Annotated in this window: 24 protein-coding genes; 10 read left to right on the top strand and 14 right to left on the bottom strand. The window is 70.3% G+C overall.

Going from position 1 to position 19,686, the window contains the following annotated elements; translation table 11 throughout:
• Positions 1-11 precede the first annotated feature (11 nt).
• The 3 genes from ABZX12_RS16945 to ABZX12_RS16935 form a co-directional block, all read right to left on the bottom strand.
• Positions 12-377, bottom strand: coding sequence for a DUF1304 domain-containing protein (locus ABZX12_RS16945; RefSeq protein WP_355694014.1), 366 nt, complete (start codon positions 375-377; stop codon positions 12-14).
• A gap of 95 nt (positions 378-472) precedes the next feature.
• Complete coding sequence (locus ABZX12_RS16940; protein ID WP_355694013.1) at positions 473-1,381, bottom strand: hypothetical protein; 909 nt, start codon at positions 1,379-1,381, stop codon at positions 473-475.
• Positions 1,382-1,444: 63 nt separating this feature from the next.
• The gene (locus tag ABZX12_RS16935) at positions 1,445-2,836 is read right to left on the bottom strand and encodes a DEAD/DEAH box helicase (protein ID WP_355694011.1); all 1,392 of its coding nucleotides are present in this window, start codon (positions 2,834-2,836) and stop codon (positions 1,445-1,447) included.
• A gap of 379 nt (positions 2,837-3,215) precedes the next feature.
• Between ABZX12_RS16935 and ABZX12_RS16930 the strand changes: the two genes are divergently transcribed.
• Entirely contained in the window at positions 3,216-3,725 is a 510-nt protein-coding gene (locus ABZX12_RS16930; protein WP_355694009.1) for a DinB family protein, read from the top strand.
• 11 nt (positions 3,726-3,736) lie between these two features.
• Here the strand turns inward: ABZX12_RS16930 and ABZX12_RS16925 are convergent, their stop codons facing one another.
• The 3 genes from ABZX12_RS16925 to ABZX12_RS16915 are packed head-to-tail and all read right to left on the bottom strand — an operon-like array spanning position 3,737 to position 5,235.
• On the bottom strand, positions 3,737-4,405 hold the full coding sequence (locus ABZX12_RS16925; protein ID WP_355694007.1) for a TetR family transcriptional regulator: 669 nt from the start codon (positions 4,403-4,405) through the stop codon (positions 3,737-3,739).
• Positions 4,365-4,787 (bottom strand): DCC1-like thiol-disulfide oxidoreductase family protein, encoded by a 423-nt coding sequence (locus ABZX12_RS16920; RefSeq protein WP_355694005.1) that lies wholly within the window; start codon positions 4,785-4,787, stop codon positions 4,365-4,367. Before ABZX12_RS16920 ends, ABZX12_RS16925 begins: the two co-directional genes overlap by 41 nt.
• Positions 4,780-5,235, bottom strand: coding sequence for a hypothetical protein (locus ABZX12_RS16915; protein ID WP_355694004.1), 456 nt, complete (start codon positions 5,233-5,235; stop codon positions 4,780-4,782). The genes ABZX12_RS16920 and ABZX12_RS16915 overlap by 8 nt, the downstream gene beginning before the upstream one ends.
• 110 nt (positions 5,236-5,345) lie before the next feature.
• Here ABZX12_RS16915 and ABZX12_RS16910 point away from each other — a divergent pair, with 110 nt between their 5' ends.
• The 3 genes from ABZX12_RS16910 (at position 5,346) to ABZX12_RS16900 (ending at position 8,318) form a co-directional block, all read left to right on the top strand.
• Positions 5,346-6,383, top strand: a complete 1,038-nt coding sequence (locus tag ABZX12_RS16910; protein ID WP_355694003.1) for an amidohydrolase family protein — start codon at positions 5,346-5,348, stop codon at positions 6,381-6,383.
• Complete coding sequence (locus tag ABZX12_RS16905; protein ID WP_355694001.1) at positions 6,380-6,739, top strand: nuclear transport factor 2 family protein; 360 nt, start codon at positions 6,380-6,382, stop codon at positions 6,737-6,739. The genes ABZX12_RS16910 and ABZX12_RS16905 overlap by 4 nt, the downstream gene beginning before the upstream one ends.
• 142 nt (positions 6,740-6,881) lie before the next feature.
• Complete coding sequence (locus ABZX12_RS16900) at positions 6,882-8,318, top strand: ankyrin repeat domain-containing protein (RefSeq protein ID WP_355694000.1); 1,437 nt, start codon at positions 6,882-6,884, stop codon at positions 8,316-8,318.
• On the opposite strand, the gene ABZX12_RS16895 is transcribed toward ABZX12_RS16900, so the two are convergent.
• Entirely contained in the window at positions 8,284-9,387 is a 1,104-nt protein-coding gene (locus tag ABZX12_RS16895; RefSeq protein WP_355693998.1) for an ionic transporter y4hA, read from the bottom strand. The two genes, ABZX12_RS16900 and ABZX12_RS16895, sit on opposite strands and share 35 nt — an antisense overlap.
• A gap of 64 nt (positions 9,388-9,451) precedes the next feature.
• On the opposite strand from ABZX12_RS16895, the gene ABZX12_RS16890 reads away from it, so the two are divergent.
• Entirely contained in the window at positions 9,452-9,958 is a 507-nt protein-coding gene (locus tag ABZX12_RS16890) for a GNAT family N-acetyltransferase (RefSeq protein WP_355693996.1), read from the top strand.
• Positions 9,955-10,794 carry a hypothetical protein gene (locus tag ABZX12_RS16885; protein WP_355693995.1) on the top strand — a complete coding sequence of 280 codons (840 nt, stop codon included), beginning with the start codon at positions 9,955-9,957 and terminating at the stop codon, positions 10,792-10,794. The genes ABZX12_RS16890 and ABZX12_RS16885 overlap by 4 nt, the downstream gene beginning before the upstream one ends.
• Before the next feature lie 3 nt (positions 10,795-10,797).
• Here the strand turns inward: ABZX12_RS16885 and ABZX12_RS16880 are convergent, their stop codons facing one another.
• Positions 10,798-11,685: a LysR family transcriptional regulator ArgP gene (locus ABZX12_RS16880; RefSeq protein ID WP_355693993.1), complete on the bottom strand. Its 888-nt coding sequence runs from the start codon at positions 11,683-11,685 to the stop codon at positions 10,798-10,800.
• A 73-nt stretch (positions 11,686-11,758) separates the two neighbouring features.
• On the opposite strand from ABZX12_RS16880, the gene ABZX12_RS16875 reads away from it, so the two are divergent.
• Together ABZX12_RS16875 and ABZX12_RS16870 are read left to right on the top strand one after the other, a co-directional pair.
• Positions 11,759-12,355, top strand: coding sequence for a LysE/ArgO family amino acid transporter (locus ABZX12_RS16875; RefSeq protein ID WP_355693992.1), 597 nt, complete (start codon positions 11,759-11,761; stop codon positions 12,353-12,355).
• Between the two features lie 15 nt (positions 12,356-12,370).
• Positions 12,371-13,174, top strand: coding sequence for an MBL fold metallo-hydrolase (locus ABZX12_RS16870; RefSeq protein ID WP_355693990.1), 804 nt, complete (start codon positions 12,371-12,373; stop codon positions 13,172-13,174).
• Between the two features lie 107 nt (positions 13,175-13,281).
• Here the strand turns inward: ABZX12_RS16870 and ABZX12_RS16865 are convergent, their stop codons facing one another.
• A complete protein-coding gene (locus tag ABZX12_RS16865) occupies positions 13,282-14,193 on the bottom strand; it encodes an SDR family oxidoreductase (protein WP_355693989.1) in 912 nt (303 codons plus the stop codon).
• A 47-nt stretch (positions 14,194-14,240) separates the two neighbouring features.
• Here ABZX12_RS16865 and ABZX12_RS16860 point away from each other — a divergent pair, with 47 nt between their 5' ends.
• Positions 14,241-14,918 carry a TetR/AcrR family transcriptional regulator C-terminal domain-containing protein gene (locus ABZX12_RS16860; protein ID WP_355693987.1) on the top strand — a complete coding sequence of 226 codons (678 nt, stop codon included), beginning with the start codon at positions 14,241-14,243 and terminating at the stop codon, positions 14,916-14,918.
• Here ABZX12_RS16860 and ABZX12_RS16855 read toward each other — a convergent pair.
• On the bottom strand, positions 14,855-15,769 hold the full coding sequence (locus tag ABZX12_RS16855; RefSeq protein WP_355693986.1) for a DMT family transporter: 915 nt from the start codon (positions 15,767-15,769) through the stop codon (positions 14,855-14,857). The genes ABZX12_RS16860 and ABZX12_RS16855 overlap by 64 nt on opposite strands.
• A gap of 35 nt (positions 15,770-15,804) precedes the next feature.
• Positions 15,805-17,007: an MFS transporter gene (locus tag ABZX12_RS16850; RefSeq protein ID WP_355693984.1), complete on the bottom strand. Its 1,203-nt coding sequence runs from the start codon at positions 17,005-17,007 to the stop codon at positions 15,805-15,807.
• Between the two features lie 107 nt (positions 17,008-17,114).
• Between ABZX12_RS16850 and ABZX12_RS16845 the strand changes: the two genes are divergently transcribed.
• Positions 17,115-17,990, top strand: coding sequence for a hypothetical protein (locus ABZX12_RS16845; protein ID WP_355693983.1), 876 nt, complete (start codon positions 17,115-17,117; stop codon positions 17,988-17,990).
• Here ABZX12_RS16845 and ABZX12_RS16840 read toward each other — a convergent pair.
• The 3 genes from ABZX12_RS16840 to ABZX12_RS16830 are packed head-to-tail and all read right to left on the bottom strand — an operon-like array spanning position 17,977 to position 19,520.
• Positions 17,977-18,369: a GNAT family N-acetyltransferase gene (locus ABZX12_RS16840; protein ID WP_355693981.1), complete on the bottom strand. Its 393-nt coding sequence runs from the start codon at positions 18,367-18,369 to the stop codon at positions 17,977-17,979. The genes ABZX12_RS16845 and ABZX12_RS16840 overlap by 14 nt on opposite strands.
• Positions 18,366-19,118: a phosphotransferase gene (locus ABZX12_RS16835; RefSeq protein WP_355693979.1), complete on the bottom strand. Its 753-nt coding sequence runs from the start codon at positions 19,116-19,118 to the stop codon at positions 18,366-18,368. Before ABZX12_RS16835 ends, ABZX12_RS16840 begins: the two co-directional genes overlap by 4 nt.
• A gap of 45 nt (positions 19,119-19,163) precedes the next feature.
• Positions 19,164-19,520, bottom strand: coding sequence for a helix-turn-helix transcriptional regulator (locus ABZX12_RS16830; RefSeq protein ID WP_355693978.1), 357 nt, complete (start codon positions 19,518-19,520; stop codon positions 19,164-19,166).
• Positions 19,521-19,686: the final 166 nt, after the last annotated feature.

Raw genomic sequence — 19,686 nt, 5'->3', positions numbered from 1 at the left:
CTTTAAGTCAACTAGAGAATCGCGGCGAGCACGAGCGCGAGGATCGGCGGCACGGCCTGGGTCGCGGCGGCGCGCAGCATCCGCCGGTCGGAGGCGAGCAGGACGATGCCGGCGCCGGCCATGCACGCGCACGCGAAGAGTGCGATGGCGTGCCCCTTGTCGCCGCCCCAGATCAGGCCGCCGAGCGCGCCGATCGCCAGGAACAGGTTGTAGAAGCCCTGGTTGAAGGCCCACGGCCGGGCCGCCTCCACCTCGGTGTCCTTCACCAGGAACCGGCGGTAGGTGCTGGGATTGCGGAACAGCACGCTCTCCAGGACGAACACGACCACGTGGAACACACCGGCCACGACCACGAAGACCTGCGCAGCGAAACTCATCCACGTCCTCGCTTCGCTGCGGGCGCGGATGAGGCACGAGACGCCCTGTGCTTGATGATGAATTCGCTTCGCTCATTCATGGCGGGAAAGTACCGCTACGCCCGCCAATCCGTGGCGAAGGCGCGCGCTGGGTTGGTCCGGAACACGGCGTCCGCGACGTCAGCGCCGAAGTACCGCGTGATCCGCGGCCTGAGGTGGGTCAGCAGGTACGGCATCCCCGGGCCCTCGGCGGTCGACCGGGCGCGCGCCGTGGTGGTGTCGCCGCCGAGCAGGAGGCGGTCCGCGTACCCGGCGTCGATCAGCGCGGCCAGGCAGTCGGTCAGCCGCGGATCGGTCGCGTTGTTGGCCCGTGACGGCCCGTCGAACGCCAGCCACGCGCCGCGCTCCGCCAGCTCGAGATGCACGCGATGATCGGGGAACCGGTTGAGATGCCCGAGGATCACCGCACCCGGATGGACGCCGAGCGTGTCGACGAGCAGATCGAGTACGGCGTCCGCGGCCGAGCCCAGCTCGTGGTGAACGGCGATCGGCGCGTTGGTCGCGTGCTGCGCCTCCGCCGCGGCTCGCAGCACGAGTTCGGCGTGCGCGTCGAGCACGTGGAAACCGCCGGCCACCTTGATCAGGCCGGCCCGGACCGCGGTGTCGCCGATCCCGTCGGTCAGCTCGCGGACGAAGATCTCGGCCAGCTGGTCGCGGACCTTGTCGACGTACCCGTCCGGGTAGTGCTCGCGGCGGTGCAGGCCGGTCGCGGCGACGATCGAAACCCCGGTCGCGGTGGAGATCCCGGGCAGGAGGCCGGCCCGGCGGTTCAGCCCGTGCGGCGTCCATTGCACGATCGCCTGGCCGCCGGCGTCCGCGAACGCGCGCACCTCGGCGATCGCCGCCGCCTCGTCGTCCAGCTCCTGGCCCGGGATCACGGCCGAGCGAAAGAACAGGTGGTCGTGCGAATCGGTCACGCCGAGCGCTTCCGGCACAAGGTCGTTCAGGACCGTACGGATCCGCATCATGGCCTCTCTGTCAGGTCACGGCACCAGCAGTGGAACCGTAACCCGACAGTCGGCTCGACCTCAGGCTGCCTGCTGACCGGCGGGGCGACGACGCCCACGGCGAGAAGACCGACGCCCTGGACCGGCCGCCCGGCCGTTCCCCGCCCGTGAGCCCGCAGAGTCCTTGGCCTGCGCACCCTTGGCGGACGCGCGCTGGGCCGACTCCGCCTTGCGCGACGGACGCCTGGCGGACTGCCGCGGAGCCGGCTCCTGCTTCGCCGGCGGTTCGACGTACGTGCGTTCGCCGGGCGCCAACTCGGACAGCAGCGCATCGCCGGCGGCCAGCTTGGTGACCGTGGGGGCGATGCCGGCCTTGCGGGTCAGGTCCCGGACGTCGCGGACCTGCTCGTCGGTCATCAGCGTGACGACCGTGCCCTCGGCGCCGGCGCGGGCAGTCCGGCCCGAGCGGTGCAGGTAGGCCTTGTGCTCGATCGGCGGGTCGGCGTGGATCACCAGCGTGACGCCGTCGACGTGGATCCCGCGCGCCGCGATGTCGGTCGCGACCAGGGTCCGCGCCGAACCGTCCGCGAACGCCTCGAGGTTGCGGGTGCGGGCGCCCTGGGACAGGTTGCCGTGCAGCTCGACAGCCGGGACGCCCTGGGCGATCAGCTTCTTCGTCAGCGCCTTGGCGCCGTACTTCGTCCTGGTGAACACCAGCGTGCGTCCGGGCGCCGCGGTCAGGTCGACGAGCACCGGCAGGCGCGTGTCGGGCTGCACGTGCAGGACGTGGTGCGTCATCCGCGCGACCGGCGACCGGGCCGAGTCCACACTGTGCGTGACCGGGTCGGTCATGAAGCGGCGGACGAGGACGTCGACGCCGGCGTCCAGCGTGGCGGAGAACAGCAGCCGCTGAGCTGTGGCCGGGGTGGCCTCGAGGATTCGGCGGACCGCGGGCAGGAACCCGAGATCGGCCATGTGGTCGGCCTCGTCGAGCACGGTGATCTCGACCGCGCCGAGCTTCGCGTGACCGGCCTGGACGTGGTCCTCGAGCCGTCCCGGGCAGGCAACGACGATGTCGGCGCCCTTGCGCAGGCCGTTGATCTGCGGGCCGTGGCCGACGCCGCCGAAGATCGTCATCGAGCGCAGGCCGAGGGTTTCGGCGAGCGGGCTGATCGAGGCCTGGATCTGGGTCGCGAGCTCGCGGGTCGGGGCCAGGATCAGCGCCCGCGGATGATTCGCGCGACGCTTCGTGTCACTGGCCGCGAGCCGTGCCAGGACCGGCAGGACGAACGCGTACGTCTTGCCGGAGCCGGTCCGGCCGCGACCGAGCACGTCCTTGCCGGCCAGCGAATCCGGCAATGTGGCGGCCTGGATCGGGAACGGCTTGGTCACACCGGCCGTGGCCAGGGCGGCGACCAGCCGGTCGGGGACGCCGAGCTCCGCGAACGTTCGGTTGTCAGGGGCAACCGTCACCTCATCGTTGCTGACAGCAACTTCGACGTGACGATCGGCTCCGGCGGACTGACTGCGGCCGGCGCTCGAACGGCGCCGGCGACGCGGTCGGGACTGCCCGTCGCGCGAGGTCTTCGCGGACCGGTCGCCGGAGGACTGCTGGGCTTGGTTGGGCGTGGTTGTAGACGTGGGGCGGCGGGCCGCCATAGAAGTACTCCAAAGATCGGGGGGTCGTCCTGCCCGGCGCGGCCGGGGGCCGCGGCGCGTGGTGGTCGACTGCTGGCGCACTGTAGTTGCGCTCACCGGCCCGAGGCAGAACTGGGCGGGCCGTCGGAACCAGTCTACGGCACCGACAGGCCGTTACTCGCGGGATGCTCCTCACACAGGCTAGGTTCGGCACGTGACGGAACAGTTCCGGGCGGCCCCACCCACGGTCGCCGACGAGCGTGCGCTCCTGCAGGGATTCCTCGACTTCCACCGCGGCACCCTGCTGTGGAAGCTCTCCGGGCTGACGGACGAACAACTCGTCCAGCGCGCCGTGGAGCCGGCCAGCCTGTCGCTGATCGGACTCGTGCGGCACCTGAGCGAGGTCGAGAAGTACTGGTTCCACCGCGCGCTGGCCGACCACGACTCGCCGCCGAAGTACTGGAGCGCCGAGTTCCCCGACGGCGACTTCGACCACGTCGATCCGGCGATCGTCGCGGAGGACCTCGAGGACTTCCGCCAGATCATCAAGACCTCGGACGCGCTGGCCGCGAACTACTCGCTGGACGACACGTTCCTGCGTCCGGGCCAGGAGCCGCTGCACTCGGTGCGCTACCTCTACCTGCACATGATCGAGGAGTACTCGCGCCACAACGGCCACGCGGACCTGCTCCGCCAGGCCATCGACGGCGCCACCGGCGAATAGCTAGGCCCTGTCTACGGCTTGATCGAGCGGATCAGGGCGACCACGTCGTTCGTGACGCCGCGGACGCCGGGGATGCGGGTCAGCCGCAGCAGGCGGTCCACCAGCGGGACCGCCCGGTCGACGAGGGCGCGCGTACGGCGGACGTCGTCGGTCTGGTCGTACACCCAGAACAGGACCACGCCCATCTGCAGGAGCCAAAGGAGCTCGGGCAGCTCGGACTTCAGGTCCGCCGGGAGCTTGAGATCGGACCCGTCGATCACCCGGCGGAACACGTCGATGCTCGCGTCCCGCGCCGGCCGTGACTCGTCGCTGAACGGCGACAGCGGGCTGCGCGGATCAGCCGCCGTCTTGAAGAACGTGCCGGCGAACTCGTGGTACGGCGCGGCCACGTCCAGCCAGGCTCGCAGTACGCCGGCCAGCCGTGGCACGAACGCCTGCTCCGCGGCGAGGATCGGCTCGACGACCTCGCGATGCTGGTCCTGCAGCAGGTCGTAGTACGCCTGCATCAGGTGGTCCTTGGAGCCGTAGTAGTAGTAAGCGTTCCCCACCGACACGCCCGCCTCGTTGGCGATCGCACGCATCGTGGTCTTCCCGTACCCCTGCTCCCGGAACAACCGCAATGCGGTCGACAGGATCAGCTCACGCGTCTGCTCGCCCTTCGCGGTCGCACTGTCCGTCACACCCGTCAGGGTAATCACCTCCACTCACCCGCCGCAGTCCAGCCGCCGCCTGCACGATCGCCCGCGCGACCGGCCGCATCGCCGGGCTCGCCAGCCGGACTGCGGTGTGCCTGTGCTCCCCCGTGGCCCACAGACACACGATCCAGGCGCGATCACCGATGTACACCGCGCCGTCGTCGGCGACCACCGTCACGTCCCGCAGCGTCGCCGCATGGTCGAGGGTCGGGTAGAGCGCCCGCGCGTCCGCCGACCCCGCCGCGACGAACCGCAGACGCACCACCCCACCGTGCCCGTCCGGCGCCGGCCGCTGCGCTGCCAGCCAGTCCTTGAACCGCCGGCACAGTCCGCAGCGGGCGTCGTACAGCACGGTGAGCTCACGCATTCTCGATGGGCCACATCTGCGGCTGGCCGCCGACGAACCCGGGACCCTGGAGGTTGTCGTTCGGCGGCACCGGCGGGCGGGTCATGCTGTCGATCCGGCTGCGCGTCCGGATCTTGTTGAAGATCCACACGTTCGTCAGGTGCACCACCCCGAGCACCAGCATCACGATCCCGAGCTTCACGCTGAGCTGCTCGAACACCCCGCTCGCGTCCAGCACCGGGTTCCGGCTGCGCAGGAACAGCGTCACGAACCCGAGGTTGATCAGGTAGAACCCGACCACCAGCAGCCGGTTCACCGCGTCCGCGAACTCCGCGTTGCCGTGGAACACGTCGACCAGGAAGATCCGCCCGTTCCGGCTCAGCGTGCGCGCCACCCAGATCGTCAGCGGCACCGCGATCAGCAGGTAGACCAGGTACGTCGTGACCGTCATGTCCATCGTTCTCCCCATTTCTTGAACATGTTCAAATTGTCGATGCCCTGACCGTACGCCGCTGTTTTGAACATGTTCAAGTCGAGTGTCACGTGATCTGGATCTCGCCCGGGGCGAGAATGGCCCGCATGACGACCTGGGTCTTCGAAGGAACCGTGCTGCCCTCCGGCGACACCGCCCGCCTGACGTTCGGACCGGACCCGGCGGGCGAGCAGCTGCCCGGCAGGTACGCCGTACCTGGCCTGGTCGACTCGCACTGCCACCTGACGATGGCCCCCGGCGCGAACGGGCCGGTCCTGCGCGGCGCGGACTACGCCGGCGAGCGACTCGACGAACTCGCCGGCGCCGGGGTGGGCGCGGTCCGCGACGTCGGCGGCAATCGGGACGTCACGCTCCAGCTCGCCCGGACCGCGGACGACGGCCGCCCACTCGTCCTCGCGGCCGGCCGGTTCCTCGCCCCGGACGGCTGCTACTTCCCCCAGGCGTACGAGCCGGTCGCGCCGGAGGATCTGCTCGCCGCGGTCGAGGCTGAGATCGCCGACGGCGCGACCTGGCTGAAGCTGGTCGGCGACTTCCCCGAGGTCGGCCCGGACGGCCCGATCCGCGGCAGCAAGGTGAGTCCGTCGTACGACGTCGAGCTGGTCGCCGCGATGGTCGAGCTGGCCCACGCCCGGAACGCCCGGGTCGCCGCACATGTGAACACCGACCACGTGAGCGAGCTGATCCGGGTCGGCATCGACTCGGTCGAGCACGGTACGGCGCTCACCGAGCGGGACCTGCAGGCGCTCGGCGCCCGCGGCGGCGCGTGGACGCCGACGCTGTGCGCCTCGGTCGGGCCGAGCCCGGACGAGACCCCCGAGCGCAAGGCCCGCCGCGAGGAGCGATCGGCGTACCTCGCGTCGATCCTCCCGCTGGCCGACCGGTACGGCGTCCGCGTGCTGACCGGATCCGACGTCGTCGGCACGGTCGCCGGCGAGATCGACCTGCTCGTCAAACACGGACTGACGGTCGAGCAGGCGCTCACGGCGGCCTCGACCGGCGCGCAGGACTTCCTCGGCCTGACCGGCGCCGGCAACCTCGTCACGTACGACGCCGACCCGCGCGAGCACCCCGGCGTACTGGCACGGCCCGCGGCCGTCGTCCTGAACGGCAGGCGGATCGGATGAAGGAGAAGGACCTCGACCGCTGGGTCGAGAAGTACCGGAAGGCGTGGGAGAGCAACGATCCGAAGGACATCGCCGCGCTCTGGACCGCGGACGCCGCCTGGTACCGGCGGCCGGACGAGGCGCCGGTGACCGGCCGGGAGGCGATCGTCGCGGCGTGGCTGGAGGTCTCCGACGCGCCGGGCGAGACGACCTTCGAGTACGAGGTGCTCGGCTTCGGGGACGGCGTCGGCTTCGTCCGCGGCTGGACGACGTACCTGACGAACCCGCCGGGCGAGTTCAGCAACCTCTGGGTGATCCGGCTGGAGAAGGACCGCGCGTTCGAGTTCACCGAGTGGTGGATGGAGAAGCCGCGCTGAGCTACGCTGCCGGTTAGGCGCTTCAGGGCGCCACCGGTCCGCGGGAAGGGCTCAGCCCACCTGAGAATCAAGGCGTAGTACCGCTTGACCTCCTTTCTCGCCTGACGATGCGGACAGCAGGCTCGTAGAGAGGAGGTCGGCGATGCCGACCCGGAATCTTCCGAACGACCCGCACCTCGACCACCTGCGCGGTCAGGCCAAGACCCTGCTCAGACAGGTCCGCGCCGGTGACAGCGCCGCTGTCGCACTGGCCACCGAGTTCCATCCCGTGCAGACGTTGGCGGACGCCCAACTGGTGATCGCGCGCAGCTACGGGTTCCCCAGCTGGCCGCGGATCGTGCGGCATCTGGAGCTGGTCGACCGCTACAGCCGCTCACCGCACCGGCAACCGGTCGGCGGCCCACTGGACACCCCCGCGGAGCGTGCCGACGAGTTCCTCCGGCTCGCGACACTGCACTACGGGGAGGACGATCCGGCCCGGCAACGGTCCGCCCGCGACCTTCTCGAGCGTTACCCGGAGATTGCCCAGAGCAACATCTATACGCAGGTGGTGGCCGGCGACCTGGACGGGATCGACTTCGCCCAGGCGGGCTCGGAAGGCGGACCCTACCGCTGGGAGCCGCTCCTCTACCTCACCTACAGCCGACTCGACGCACCGAACCAGGTCGAGATCGCCCGGCTCCTGCTCGAGCACGGCGCCGACCCGAACGCCGGGTACCTGTGGCAGGGCCTGCCGTCACCGTTCACCGCGCTCACCGGCGTCTTCGGCCGCGGTGAGGGCGACCAGCCGCCGCACCGGCATCGCGTCGAGTTGGCTCGGCTCCTGCTCGACGCCGGCGCCGACCCGAACGACAGCCAGACGATGTACAACTGCGGCCCCGGGTGTCCCCCGCCGTACGACGACGTACACCTGGAGCTGCTGCTGGAGTACGGGCTGGGGCGCGGCGACGGCGGTCCCTGGCACGCCCGGCTGACCGCCGCACACCCGACGCCGCGGCAACTGCTCGAGGACGAACTGGTCTTCGCGTCATGGGCCGGCCTGACCCACCGGGCCGAACTGGTACTTGCCCAGGGCACCGATCCGGAGGGCGTCGGCACCCGGCATCCGGTCTTCGGCGGACATCGACCGTACGAACTGGCCGCCGTCCAGGGGCATACCGAGATCGCCGACCTGCTCCGGGCGCGCGGCGCGGCGCCGCTGGACGAGATCCACGAGGTGTACGCCGCCGCGATGCGCGGTGAGCTGCCCGACGTCGATCCGGGGCTCGCCGCCCGCGCGGTGGCCCGGACACCGCAGCTGCCCGTTCGCGCCGCCGAGGTCGGTCGTACCGTGGCGATGGAACCGTTGCAGCGACTGGGGTACGACCTCAGCCGGATCTCCGGCGGTGCCGCACCGATCCACCGGGCCGCGCTCAACGGCCACCTGGAGACGGTCCGGAAACTGGTCGAACTCGGCGCCGACCCGACTCTGCGCGATCCGACCTACCACGGCGACGCTCTGAGCTGGGCCGAGCACAGTCACCAGCAATCGGTGATCGACTACCTCAGGGGCTTACGGCGAGGAACAGGAACGCGCTGAACACCGCGAGGTGAATGGCGCCCTGCAACAGCGTCGCCCGGCCGGTCGAAAGGGTGAACAGCCCGGTCACGACGGTCAACGCGAACAGCACCATCTCCTTGCCGCCGAGCCCGAGGACGAGCGGACCGCTCAGCCAGATCGACGCGACGGCGATCGCCGGGATGGTCAGGCCGATGCTGGCCAGCGCTGACCCGAGCGCCAGGTTGACGCTGGTCTGGAGACGGTTGCGCAGTGCGGCACGCACAGCGGCAACCGTCTCCGGCAGCAGGACGAGCAGCGCGATCACCACACCGACGACGGCCAGCGGCGCGCCGGCCGACTCCACAGCGGACTCCAGCCTCGGCGACACGGTCTTGGCCAGCCCGACCACCGAGATCAAGCAGACGAACAGCAACCCGAGGCTCAGCAGCGCGGTCTTCCCGCTCGGCGCGGCCGCGTGATGGTCCTCGTCCTCGTCGACCGCGCCGTCCGCCGCCACCGGCAGGAAGTAGTCACGATGCCGGATGGTCTGGATGAACACGAACACGCCGTACAGCACCAGCGACGTCACGCCCGCGAACGCCAGCTGCGCCGCGCTGAACCTCGGCCCCTCCGCGCTCGTCGTGAACGTCGGCAGCACCAGGCTCAGCGTCACCAGGGCGGTCGTCACCGACAGCGCGGAGTACGACGCCTGCACCCGGAACTCCTGCACGCGGTGCCGCAGCGAACCGACGACCAGCGCGAGCCCGAGGATCCCGTTGCAGGTGATCATGACCGCGGCGAACACCGTGTCACGGGCCAGTGACGCGGCCTTCTCGCCGCCGGACGCCATCAGCGTGACGATCAGCGCGACCTCGATGATCGTCACCGCGAGCGCGAGGATCAGCGTGCCGAACGGCTCCCCGACCCGGTGTGCGACGACCTCGGCGTGGTGCACGGCGGCGATCACCGCGGCGCCGAGACCGAGACAGACCAGGATCAGCAGGACCGCGCCAAGGTTGCGGTGCCAGGTCCCGATCAGGTCGACGAAGGCGAGCAGCGGCACGGCCAGGGTCCAGCGCGGCAGTCCTTGGGTCACGGAATTTCTCATCCTCAGACAGCCTATCGGGAATCCCCTTGGCATCCGGCGCGCCGCGGGTGATGCTTCTCCCAATATGACTGTTGACATCAGGGAAGCGACCGCCGAGGACTGGCCGGCCATCTGGCCGTTCTTCCGGGAGATCGTCACCGCGCGCGAGACGTACACCTACGATCCGGACCTCACCGAGGAGCAGGCCCGGGCGCTGTGGATGACGCCGTCCAGTTCGCCGCTGGCCCGGACGACGGTCGCGGTCGATGCCGACGGCACCGTTCTCGGCAGCGCCAACATGTACCCGAACCGCCCGGGTCCCGGCGCCCACGTCGCCAGTGCCAGCTTCATGGTCGACGGCAAGGCCCGCGGCAAGGGCGTCGGCCGGCTGCTCTGCGAGGACATGATCGCCTGGGCCGGCCGGTCCGGGTTCCGCTCGATCCAGTTCAACGCGGTCGTCGAGACGAACGAGCCCGCTGTCCACCTGTGGCAGTCCCTCGGCTTCCGGATCGCCGGCACCGTCCCGGAAGCCTTCGACCACCCCAAACTCGGCTACGTCGGCCTGCACGTCATGTACCGCCCGCTCCCATGACGAGGGCGCGCCGGATGTGGAAGGCGCTCGAGCCGTACCACGCGATCACCTACTTCGCGCCCGAGACGCGGAAGGCGACCGATGCGCTCGGGCTGAAGGGCGGGTGGATGAGCTACTTCGGTTGCCGCTCAGCGCCCCTCGGCGCCGTCGGGCCGGAGTTCGCGGCCGCGGTCTTCTACAACTTCCACCCTGCGATGGTCGCGCGCTCACTCCCGGACGCCTGGAGCTACGCCACGCCGGCCCAGCTTCTCGACGCCCGGCTGGCCGCGGTCGACGCCGCCGTACGACGGTTGTTCCCGGACGCGTCGTTCAACCGGGCGGCTGAGCTCGGGCGCCGCGCCGCCGAGCTCGCTCCGATCGCCGGGCGGCCGATCGGGGCCGCCAACGCGGCGCTGGACTGGCCGGACGAGCCGCACCTGGTGCTGTGGCAGGCGAGCACGATCCTGCGCGAATCACGCGGCGACGGGCACGTGGCGACCCTCGTCGCCGCCGGTCTCACTCCGTGTCAGGCCCTGGTGACGATCTCGGCGGCGGGCGGCCCCTCGAAGGAGGTCTTCCAGCTCAACCGCCGCTGGAGCGACGACGAGTGGGCGGCCGCCTCGGACGACCTCCGAAGCCGGGGACTGCTCGACGCCGACGGGGCTCTCACCGAACGCGGCCGGGCGCTGCGGCAGCAGGTCGAGGACACCACGGACTCGTTGGCCGACCAGGGGTGGCAGGCACTCGGCGACGAACTGGCCACCGAGCTGCACGACCTCGTCCGTCCGCTGAGCGCGATCCTGATGTCGGACGGCCTGATCCCCGCCGACAACCCGATGGCCCTGCGCTGGGACTGATCTCTACGAGGTCCGGAGGCCCGCGTCGGCCGCCCGGAGAACCGCGGCGGTGAGTGCGTCGAGGATGCCGGACTCGAGTTTCCAGTGCTGCCAGTAGAGCGGTACGTCGATGTACTTGCCCGGAGCGACCTCCACCAACCGGCCGGCCGCCAGCTCGGGGCCGGCCACCTGATCCTCGATCATTCCCCAGCCGAGCCCGATCCGGACCGCCTCGTGGAACGGCGCGGACGCCGGGATCGCGTGCGACGGCGGGTCCAGTCTGCGCCGGGTCACCTTGCGGACCAGCCGGTGCTGCAGGACGTCCTTCTCGTTGAACACCACCATCGGCGCCTCGGCCAGGGCCTCCGGCAGCGGCTTGCCGTGCAGCCAGCGTTCGGCGTAGTCCGGGGTGGCGAGCGGGAGGTAGCGCATCTTCCCGAGCCGGACGACGCGGCAGCCCTGGACCGGACGCGGATCCGCCGTCACCGCGGCCAGGACCGTCCCGTTGCGGAGGTACTGCGCCGAGTGTTCCTCGTCCTCCTGGTGGACCAGGAACCGGGCGTCGTGCGTCCGGGACAGGTCGAGCATCGCGGGCAGGAACCAGTTGTTCAGCGAGTCCGCGTTCACCGCGATCGGGATCCGCTGCGCGTCGATCGTGCCGCGGACGGCGGCGATCGCCTCCAGTTCGAGCAGCGAAACTTGGCGGGCTAGTCGCAGCAGCGCGGCGCCCGCCGCGGTCGCCCGGGCCGGCCGGCCGCGCATCACCACGACCCGGCCGAGCCGGCTCTCCAACGCCTTGATCCGTTGACTGACCGCGGACGGCGTGACGCGCAACCGCCGCGCTGCGGCGTCGAAGCTGCCCTCGTCGACAACGGCAACGAACGTCTCGAGCTGTGCGGAATCGAATTGCATGATGAAGCAATCCTAAAGGTACGTGAAAATCTTTAGCTGGTTTGAACCGAGTCAACTGCTTACGGTCGAAGACATGCCCCTCCTCGCCGGTTTCGCCACGGCACTGTCGCTGATCGTGGCGATCGGCGCCCAGAACGCGTTCGTCCTGCGCCAAGGACTCCGGCGCGAACACGTCCTTCCGGTGGTCCTGACCTGTGCGCTCTCGGACGCGTTGCTGATCTCCAGCGGCATCCTCGGCCTCGGCGCACTCCTCACCCGCAACCACCTGGCCCTCGACATCGCCAAGTTCGGCGGTGCCGCTTTCCTTTACGCGTATGCGTTCCTGGCCGCGAAACGCGCCCTCAGGCCCGGCTCGATCGCTCCCGCCGACCACGCCCCCGCCGCCCTGCGCAGCGTCGTACTGACGTGTCTGGCCTTCACCTACCTGAATCCACACGTCTACCTGGACACGGTCGTCCTGCTGGGCTCGCTGGCCAACCAGCGAGGCACCGACGGCCGGTGGCTCTACGGCCTCGGCGCCGTCACCGCCAGCTTCACCTGGTTCTTCTCCCTGGGCTTCTTCTCCCGCAAGCTCTCCGCCCTCTTCGCCCGCCCCCGGGCCTGGCAACTCCTCGACTCCACGATCGCCCTCCTGATGACCACGCTCGCCACCTGGATGCTCCTGTCCTGATCACACAATGGGGCGGTGGACGTGACTGTGCTGTGTGACGCGGTGGCGGTTTTCCCCGAAGAGGTTTCGACGGCATTGCCGGAGTGGGGCGAAGAGGCGGCTGCTTGGACGGAGCTGGTGATGCCGGGGAACGTTCGTGACGGTGGGTGGTTCCTGCATTTCCACAGCTATCTCGTGGTCGGGGACGCCGGGGTGGTGCTGGTTGATGCGGGTGTCGGACCGGCGGGAGGGGAAGCGGCTGAATGGCTGGGGGTCGCCGGCCGACTGCCCGGGTTGCTGGCGCAGGTCGGTGTCGAAGCGGCGGATGTGGATGCGGTCGTGTTGACGCATGTGCATCTAGATCACGTGGGGTGGGCGTCCGACGGGGTGCGGGCAGCGTTTCCCCGGGCGGAGTACGTCGTCCAGCGGGCCGAACTCGAGCACGTCCGCGGCGGATCGACGCACTCGAACCGGATCCGGCCGATCGAAGAGGCCGGCCAGCTGCGCGTGGTCGACGGCGAGGTCGCGCTGCGGGGTATGCGGCTGGTGCCGACTCCGGGCCACACGCCCGGGCATCAGTCGGTGGTGACTGAGCGGGCGATCCTCGGCGGTGACCTCCTGGTGCATCCGGCGCAGGCGCGGTGGCCGGAGCTGACCTACGTGTACGAGCGCGACCCGGCCGTCGCCGTGACGTCGCGCCGCGAGATCCTCGCGCTGGCAGCGGCAACGGGCGTGCCCATCGCCGCTGCCCACCCGCACGCACCGATGTCTGTCGATCCGGTGCGCGCCCTGCCCGTCCCGACCGCGGGCTACGACGTCTGCCCGCCACACAAGCTCTGACGGGCCATCTCGACAGGACGTGTCCGGCTGGAGGTAGTGCACCTGAGCGTAGATTCGCCCCCGCGTACAGCGTCTCAAGGGTGCACTACCTGTTCTTCGGTCCCGGCCTAGCGATAGCCGGTCGTGTCGGCGGGCTTGCCGGCGTTCTCGACCTCGACGATGTAGCGCCACGCGTCCGGCCGGCTGCCGTCGAGGTCGGTGAAGCCGTAGAGCCGGGCGAGCTCGCCGCTCGACGTGGACTTGCCGTTCCAGCGCCGTACGTCGGGGTCCGCCGCCAGGGCCGCCACCGCGCGGCCGACGTACGACGGGCTCTCGGAGATCGCGAAGTGCGGGATCCGCTCGGTCGCGTCCCGCCAGTTCTCCTCCCGGACGCCGAAGCCTTCGAGCATCGCCTCCGACCGCAGCCAGCCGGGTGTCAGCAGGACGGCGGTCGCCTCGTACTTGTCCAGCTCGTGCGCCAACGCGAACGCGACCCGGCTGACCGCGCCCTTCGCGACGTCGTAGAAGAACGAGACCCGGTAGTTGTCCGCGTTGTACTCGTCGGTGCCGTCGGTCATCTCGATCACCAGGCCACCGGGTGACCTGATCAGCAACGGCAGCGCGTAGTGGCTGGTGATCACATGCGTGTGCACGCCAAGCTGCAGCAACCGGAGACCGCCTTCGAGGTCGCTCTCCCAGACCGTCTTGTCCCACTCGGGCTCGCCGTGCTGGCCCCAGATGTCGTTCACCAGGATGTGCAGCGCGCCCTGCTCCCGCTCGATCCGCTCGACGAGCTCCCGGACCTGCACCGGATCCAGATGATCCACCGGTACGGCGATGCCGTGGCCGCCGGCCCGGTCGACGAGCTCCGCGGTCTCCTCGATCGTCTCGGGCCGGCCCATCTCCGACCGCCGCCCCCGGGTGCTCCGCCCGGTCACGTACACGGTCGCGCCGGCCGCACCGAGCTCGACCGCGATCCCCCGTCCGGCTGCCCGGGTCGCCCCGGCGACCAGCGCCACCTTCCCCGCCAACGGCTGCATGCCGCCCTCCTTATCCATACGTTGTATGATTATGTACCATACGGCGTATGGTTAACGACGGCAAGCGCTCCGGGCGGCCGCGCGCCGGGGAGGAGCGGCTGAGCCGGGAGGCGATCCTGACCGCCGCGCTGCGGATCGTCGACGACGACGGCATCGACGCGCTGACCATGCGGCGGCTCGCGGCCACGCTGAAGGTCAACCCGATGTCGCTGTACCACCACCTGCCGAACAAGGCCGCCGTCCTGGCCGGCCTGGCGGAGCTGGTGTTCGCCGGCCTGGAGCTCCCGGATCCGGGCGACACCGTGCCGTGGGACGAGCAACTGAAGGCGGCTGCCCGCGCCTACCGCGACGGTCTGCGGCAGCACCCCAATCTCGCGCTGCAGGTGCTGTCGGACACCTCCGCGGTGTCAGACGTCGTCGTGGTCACGATGGAGCCGTTCTATCGGGCCCTCGACCGCGCCGGTCTCGCGCCCCGCGAGGTCTTCGAGGCCGCCAACACCCTGATCGACTTCATCCACGGCTTCAGCCTCGGCGAGGCGTCCGTCCGCGCGGAGACCTTCGAACTCGCCCCCGACCTGCTCACCCGCGTCCGTGCGCTGCCCGCGGACAAGGCTCCGACCCTGACCCGGATCGTCACGGAGCTCGGCCCGGACGGACTCGCCTACGACTTCGACAGCGGATTCGAGTCGGGGCTGTCCACCTTGGTCGCCGGCCTCCGCCGGTAGCGCGAGATCGCGACCCCACCGAGGCACAGCAGGCCTCCGGCGTACGCCGGCAGCACCGGACTCTCACCGAGAAGCAGCCAGCCGAGGAAGATCGTGATCGGCGGCACGAGGTACGTCGTGGCGCCCATCCGGCCGGCCGTCGTCCGGGCGAGCGCGTAAGCCCAGGTGGTGAACGCGATGGCGGTCGGAAACGCACCGAGGAACACCACCCACCACACGGTGGACGGGCGCGCGCCGGACACCTCGCGCAGCAGTGTCGGCCCGAACGGCAGGCAGGCGACGGCGCCGATCACGCAGGACAACCAGGTCACCTCGAGCGCGGGCAGACGGCCCAGCAACGGCTTCTGCGCCACGACACCGATCGCATAGGCCGCCGCGGCCACCACGCAGAGCATCACGCCCCAGGCATCGGCGCCGCCGTGCGAGGAGGACAGGCCGATCACCACCACTCCGCCGAACGCGACCAGACTGCCGATCACCAGCTGCCGCGGGAATCCCTCACCCAGCACCATCCCGGCCAGCAGGGCGATCAGCAGCGGCCCGGTGTTCACCAGCATCGACGTGGTCCCGGCGTCGAGGTGCCGCTCGGCCGCGTTCAGCGCGACGTTGTAAACGCCGAACCAGAGCAGCCCGCACACCAGCAGGTACTTCCCATCGGACCGGGCCGGCCAACGCCGCGGCCGACTGAACACGAAGCTCCCCAGCAAGACGCTTCCGACCAGGAGGCGGCCGAGGGTCAGCGCACCGGCCGAGATCTCCTGCCCGACGTGGCGGATCGCCACGAACGCCGACGCCCACAACAGCACCGTGACCGCGGCTGCACCGGCAGCGGCGAGACCCTCTTTCCTCATGCTTGTAGAACGCTCTGTGTGTTCATGATGTGAAGCTAGGTGTCGGTCACTTCGGCGCTCGCCGAACTCCGCGGCGCCGGCAGCGTGAGCGGTACGACAAACGCCGTCAGCAGCACCGGGATCGTCAGCGCCGCCACAAGGACCGACATCGTGAACCACAGCGATCCGAGCGCGAATCCGCCGTACACCGCGATCGCGGAGACCTCCGCGAACAGGCCGGACACCGACGTCACGGTCGCCCGCGCCGGCCCCGTGATCGCGTCCTGCAACCGCGACTCGGCCACCACGATGACCAGCTGCATCACGCCGTACCCGAGCGCGATCGGCAGGAAGCCCCAGGCCGATCCGCTCAGCGCACCGGACGCGATCAGCACCGCCGTCGCCGCCATGCCCGTTGCCAAGGTTGCTGCTGGCAACTTGTAGGCCGGTCCGGCGAGTGCGCCGCCGATCGCCTGCGCGGCAACGGTTCCGGCGATCAGCAACGGGATCACGCCGGTCGCCGCTCCGGTCTCGCGGGCGAGCAGCGGGAAGTACTCGTCGAACGCCAGGAATCCGCCCAGCAGCGCGACCAGAAGAACCGCCCGCCGCACCAGTCGCCCCGTGAGCACCTCGGCCACACCGGACTTCACCATGGCCAGGTAAGCGGCGAACGCCGCCCGGACGCCTGGTTCGTCCGACTCCCGCGCGGCCTCGACCGCGCGCGCCTCGGGCAACGACCACGCGACGGCGGCCTGGGTCAGGCAGCTCAGCACGCTCACCACTCCGGCCAAGGCGTATCCGCCGAGGTCGAACAGCGGTGTCGCCAGCGCGGTCGCCGCCAGGTTCATCACGAACGACGCGGAACGCGCGCGGCCGAGGATCGTCGGGAAGTGCTCGGTCCGGTCCCGCGCCGCCAGCTCGTCGTACACGAACGCCTCGTAGGTCCCGGAGATCAGCGCGGACGACGTTCCCCAGAGCACGAAGCCGAGCGCGAAGCCGGCGTACGACGGCAGCGAGATCCACGCGGCGTACCCGACGGCGCTGAGCAGGGCGCCGAGAATCAGCAGCTTGCGCCGCGAATACGTGTCGGCCCAGGCGCCGGACGGCACCTCGAGCACGAACCCGGTCGCCGACCAGATGACGAACAGTGTCGAGATCTGGGCAGCCGACAGCCCGTGGTCGGCGAACAGCAGCTGATACAGCGGGTAGAGCGGGATGAAGTCCTGCAACGCCTCGAAGGCGATCATCCGGACCGACATTCCTCGGTCGGTACGGCGGTCAGTGCGTCAACGTGGAGGGCTCATGGATCCGACGATACGGCAAAAATGGCGCGCGGATCATCCGGATTGTCCGTCAGAGTAGAGCGATGGGAGACGTCAGCGAACGATTCTGGGCGAAGCTGCCAGCGGGCAGCCGGGATGCCCTCGTCGACGGGTTGAGCCAGTCCGAGCTGCAATCGGTCCTGCTGGACGTGACGCGCGAGCGCGCCGCCAAGGTGACGCCGGCCCGGCTCCTGCAGCGCTGGCAGCAGGACCGGTTCGTGCGGCCGTCCACCATCGATCCGCGGGAGCTGGTGAAGACCCAGCAGCGGCTGTGGGATCTGCTGCCGGAGAAGTTCGACGGCGTGCAGCTGTCCCCGATCACGCCGCTGGGCACGTGTTCGGCGATCGCGACCATCAACCAGCACCAGGTGGTCAGCACCATCCGCGGCACCGAGGTCGCCAGCGATCCGACCAACGAGCTGGCCCTCGAGGCCGCCGTACGGCGTCGTGCCGGGCAGGACCGCGTCCACCTGGCGACGTGTCAGCGGGTCGTCCGCGCGCAACCTTTCGACGGTCCGGGCATGTCGGCGCACTTCGAGCTGTTCGTGCTGGTGTCGAGCGCGCGGGACACCGGGTCGTGCCGGACCGAGGCGGAGCTGCTGATCGACCACCTGCGCTTCTGGCACGCCGTACTCGGCGAGAAGGCCGAGCTCACCTTCACGGCGTTCACGGAGTCCGCGCTGCGCGACCGGATCGAGGACACCGTCCGTCCTGCGCTCGGCGTCGCGTTCACCGAGGACGCCGGGCGGACCAAGAGCGCCGGCTATTACGCGGGCACCGCGCTCGGCATCGACCGCGGCGGCGAGGGCCTGGGCGACGGCGGGTTCACCACCTGGACCGCCGATCTGCTCGGCGACGCGAAGGAGCGCTGCCTGACGTCCTGCATCTCCACCGAGCGGCTGACCCTCATCGGAGCTTGAGCAGCCCCGCGTCGGTCGGGCGGAAGCCGCAGGCGTCCTCGTAGAAGGGTTTGAGGTGTGGCTCGTAGTCGACGTGCAGCCACTCGCACCCGGCCCGACGGGCCTCCTCGGCCGCGGTCAGCACGAGCTGCTTGCCGATGCCCTGCCGGCCGTGGTCGGGGTGAACGGCGGTGTCCAGCACGAACGCGTGCGATCCGCCGTCCCAGCACACCTGGACGAACCCGACCAGCTGATCGTTGCTGAAGGCTCCGACCCAGGTCAGCGCCCACCGCTCCAGCTGCGCGCCCCAGGGCTGCACGTTCACTGCGCTGTCGAACGCGGCCGCGTGCAGCGCGGACAATTCGCGATCGTCGACCGGGAACCGTACGACGTACCTCACAGCATCCCCACCGCCGCTTCCAGGCGAGCGTTCCACTCGACGGCCCAACCGTCCGGCAGATCCGACAGGCTCAGATACCCCTGGATTGCGACCGACGGGAGGACCGCGCTCAGGCCGTCCAGATCGCCGTACGCCGCCAGCGCCTCGTTCCACCTCGCCGGCTCCGCCGACGAAACCAGGAACCAGGCCAGATCGAGCACGCCGGGCGCCGCCGACACGTCCTCCCAGTCGAGCAGCGCGACAGTGCCGTCCGGTCCGGTCCGCAGGTTCGCCGCCGACGCGTCGCCGTGCACCAACGTCGGCTCACCCGCCCAAGCCACCTCGGCCTCCGCGTCGAGCACCCTGCCCACCATCCGCTCGCCGAACGCACGAACAGGGGCAGACAGGTCCGACCGCTTCGCCAACGCCGGCCACGTGCGGTCGTACAGCTCGGCCACCAACACATCCCCGGCGCCGGGCTGTCGTAGCCAGGCCCACTGGGTGTGTGCCCGGCCCCGCCACCGGTCGTGTAGTTCACGGAGGGTGCGGGCACCGGCTTCCGGCTCCGCGCCGGGCGTCCAGCCGGACAGATCCTCCAGCTCCAGGCGCGTTCCGTCCGGACCGGACTCGGCCTGGTAGCACTCGGGTACGCGCACGCCGACGACCGGCGCGATCTCCTGGTAGAACCGGACCTCGTTCTGGAACATGTTCAGGACGGCCGGGACCGAGCCCGGCGCAGCGGGCTCCCGGCGCTTCACATAGTTCGGCACCAGATCAGGCTAGGGACCCCGGCCCGCCCGACGTGACTGATTTTTCTAGGCAACCAGCGTGTACGCCGTGGCCGGGGCGGAGTAGGCGCGCGGACCGGACGGGATGCGCTGCGCACCGCGATCCTCGACCCGGATCGCGGCGGTCTGCAGCCGAACCGGCAGCGTCTTCCGGACCGCGACGGCCAGGTCGAACTGCACCTCGGACAGCAGGTCGGACAGCTCCAGCCCCAGGGCCCGGCAGATCGCGGCGAGGATCTCCGAGGACGGCTCCTTGCGGCCGCGCTCGATCTCGGACAGGTACGGCACCGACACCTGGGCCAGCTCGGCGAGCTCACGCAGGGTGATTCCCCGCTCGTGCCGCAGCCGGCGGAACACGTTCCCGATCACCTGGCGTAGCAACACGTCTGGCCCTCCTCGCGTCCGGATCTCCTGTACCGAGTGTGCCACCCCCCGCGGTCCTCCCGCCCCGAATCTGCCCTGAGCAGACTTTCTGCCCTCCGCAGAATCCACTCTGTGCACGCACCAACCAGTCTCGAGGGCGGAAAGTGGTTGGTGGGTGCCCAAAGTG

Origin of the sequence: Kribbella sp. NPDC003505, from assembly GCF_040610875.1 — a bacterium.
GTDB lineage: Bacteria > Actinomycetota > Actinomycetes > Propionibacteriales > Kribbellaceae > Kribbella.
The sequence above is the reverse complement of the archived record's forward strand: the minus strand, read 5'-3'. Positions and strand labels throughout refer to the sequence as shown.

Coding starts and splice junctions, on each gene's coding strand:
- ABZX12_RS16945 (WP_355694014.1), bottom strand. CDS start 377: ATGAGTTTCGCTGCGCAGGTCTTCGTGGTCGTGGCCGGTGTGTTCCAC.
- ABZX12_RS16940 (WP_355694013.1), bottom strand. CDS start 1,381: ATGCGGATCCGTACGGTCCTGAACGACCTTGTGCCGGAAGCGCTCGGC.
- ABZX12_RS16920 (WP_355694005.1), bottom strand. CDS start 4,787: ATGCGTGAGCTCACCGTGCTGTACGACGCCCGCTGCGGACTGTGCCGG.
- ABZX12_RS16915 (WP_355694004.1), bottom strand. CDS start 5,235: ATGGGGAGAACGATGGACATGACGGTCACGACGTACCTGGTCTACCTG.
- ABZX12_RS16910 (WP_355694003.1), top strand. CDS start 5,346: ATGACGACCTGGGTCTTCGAAGGAACCGTGCTGCCCTCCGGCGACACC.
- ABZX12_RS16905 (WP_355694001.1), top strand. CDS start 6,380: ATGAAGGAGAAGGACCTCGACCGCTGGGTCGAGAAGTACCGGAAGGCG.
- ABZX12_RS16900 (WP_355694000.1), top strand. CDS start 6,882: ATGCCGACCCGGAATCTTCCGAACGACCCGCACCTCGACCACCTGCGC.
- ABZX12_RS16895 (WP_355693998.1), bottom strand. CDS start 9,387: ATGAGAAATTCCGTGACCCAAGGACTGCCGCGCTGGACCCTGGCCGTG.
- ABZX12_RS16890 (WP_355693996.1), top strand. CDS start 9,452: ATGACTGTTGACATCAGGGAAGCGACCGCCGAGGACTGGCCGGCCATC.
- ABZX12_RS16885 (WP_355693995.1), top strand. CDS start 9,955: ATGACGAGGGCGCGCCGGATGTGGAAGGCGCTCGAGCCGTACCACGCG.
- ABZX12_RS16880 (WP_355693993.1), bottom strand. CDS start 11,685: ATGCAATTCGATTCCGCACAGCTCGAGACGTTCGTTGCCGTTGTCGAC.
- ABZX12_RS16875 (WP_355693992.1), top strand. CDS start 11,759: ATGCCCCTCCTCGCCGGTTTCGCCACGGCACTGTCGCTGATCGTGGCG.
- ABZX12_RS16865 (WP_355693989.1), bottom strand. CDS start 14,193: ATGCAGCCGTTGGCGGGGAAGGTGGCGCTGGTCGCCGGGGCGACCCGG.
- ABZX12_RS16860 (WP_355693987.1), top strand. CDS start 14,241: ATGGTTAACGACGGCAAGCGCTCCGGGCGGCCGCGCGCCGGGGAGGAG.
- ABZX12_RS16855 (WP_355693986.1), bottom strand. CDS start 15,769: ATGAGGAAAGAGGGTCTCGCCGCTGCCGGTGCAGCCGCGGTCACGGTG.
- ABZX12_RS16850 (WP_355693984.1), bottom strand. CDS start 17,007: ATGTCGGTCCGGATGATCGCCTTCGAGGCGTTGCAGGACTTCATCCCG.
- ABZX12_RS16845 (WP_355693983.1), top strand. CDS start 17,115: ATGGGAGACGTCAGCGAACGATTCTGGGCGAAGCTGCCAGCGGGCAGC.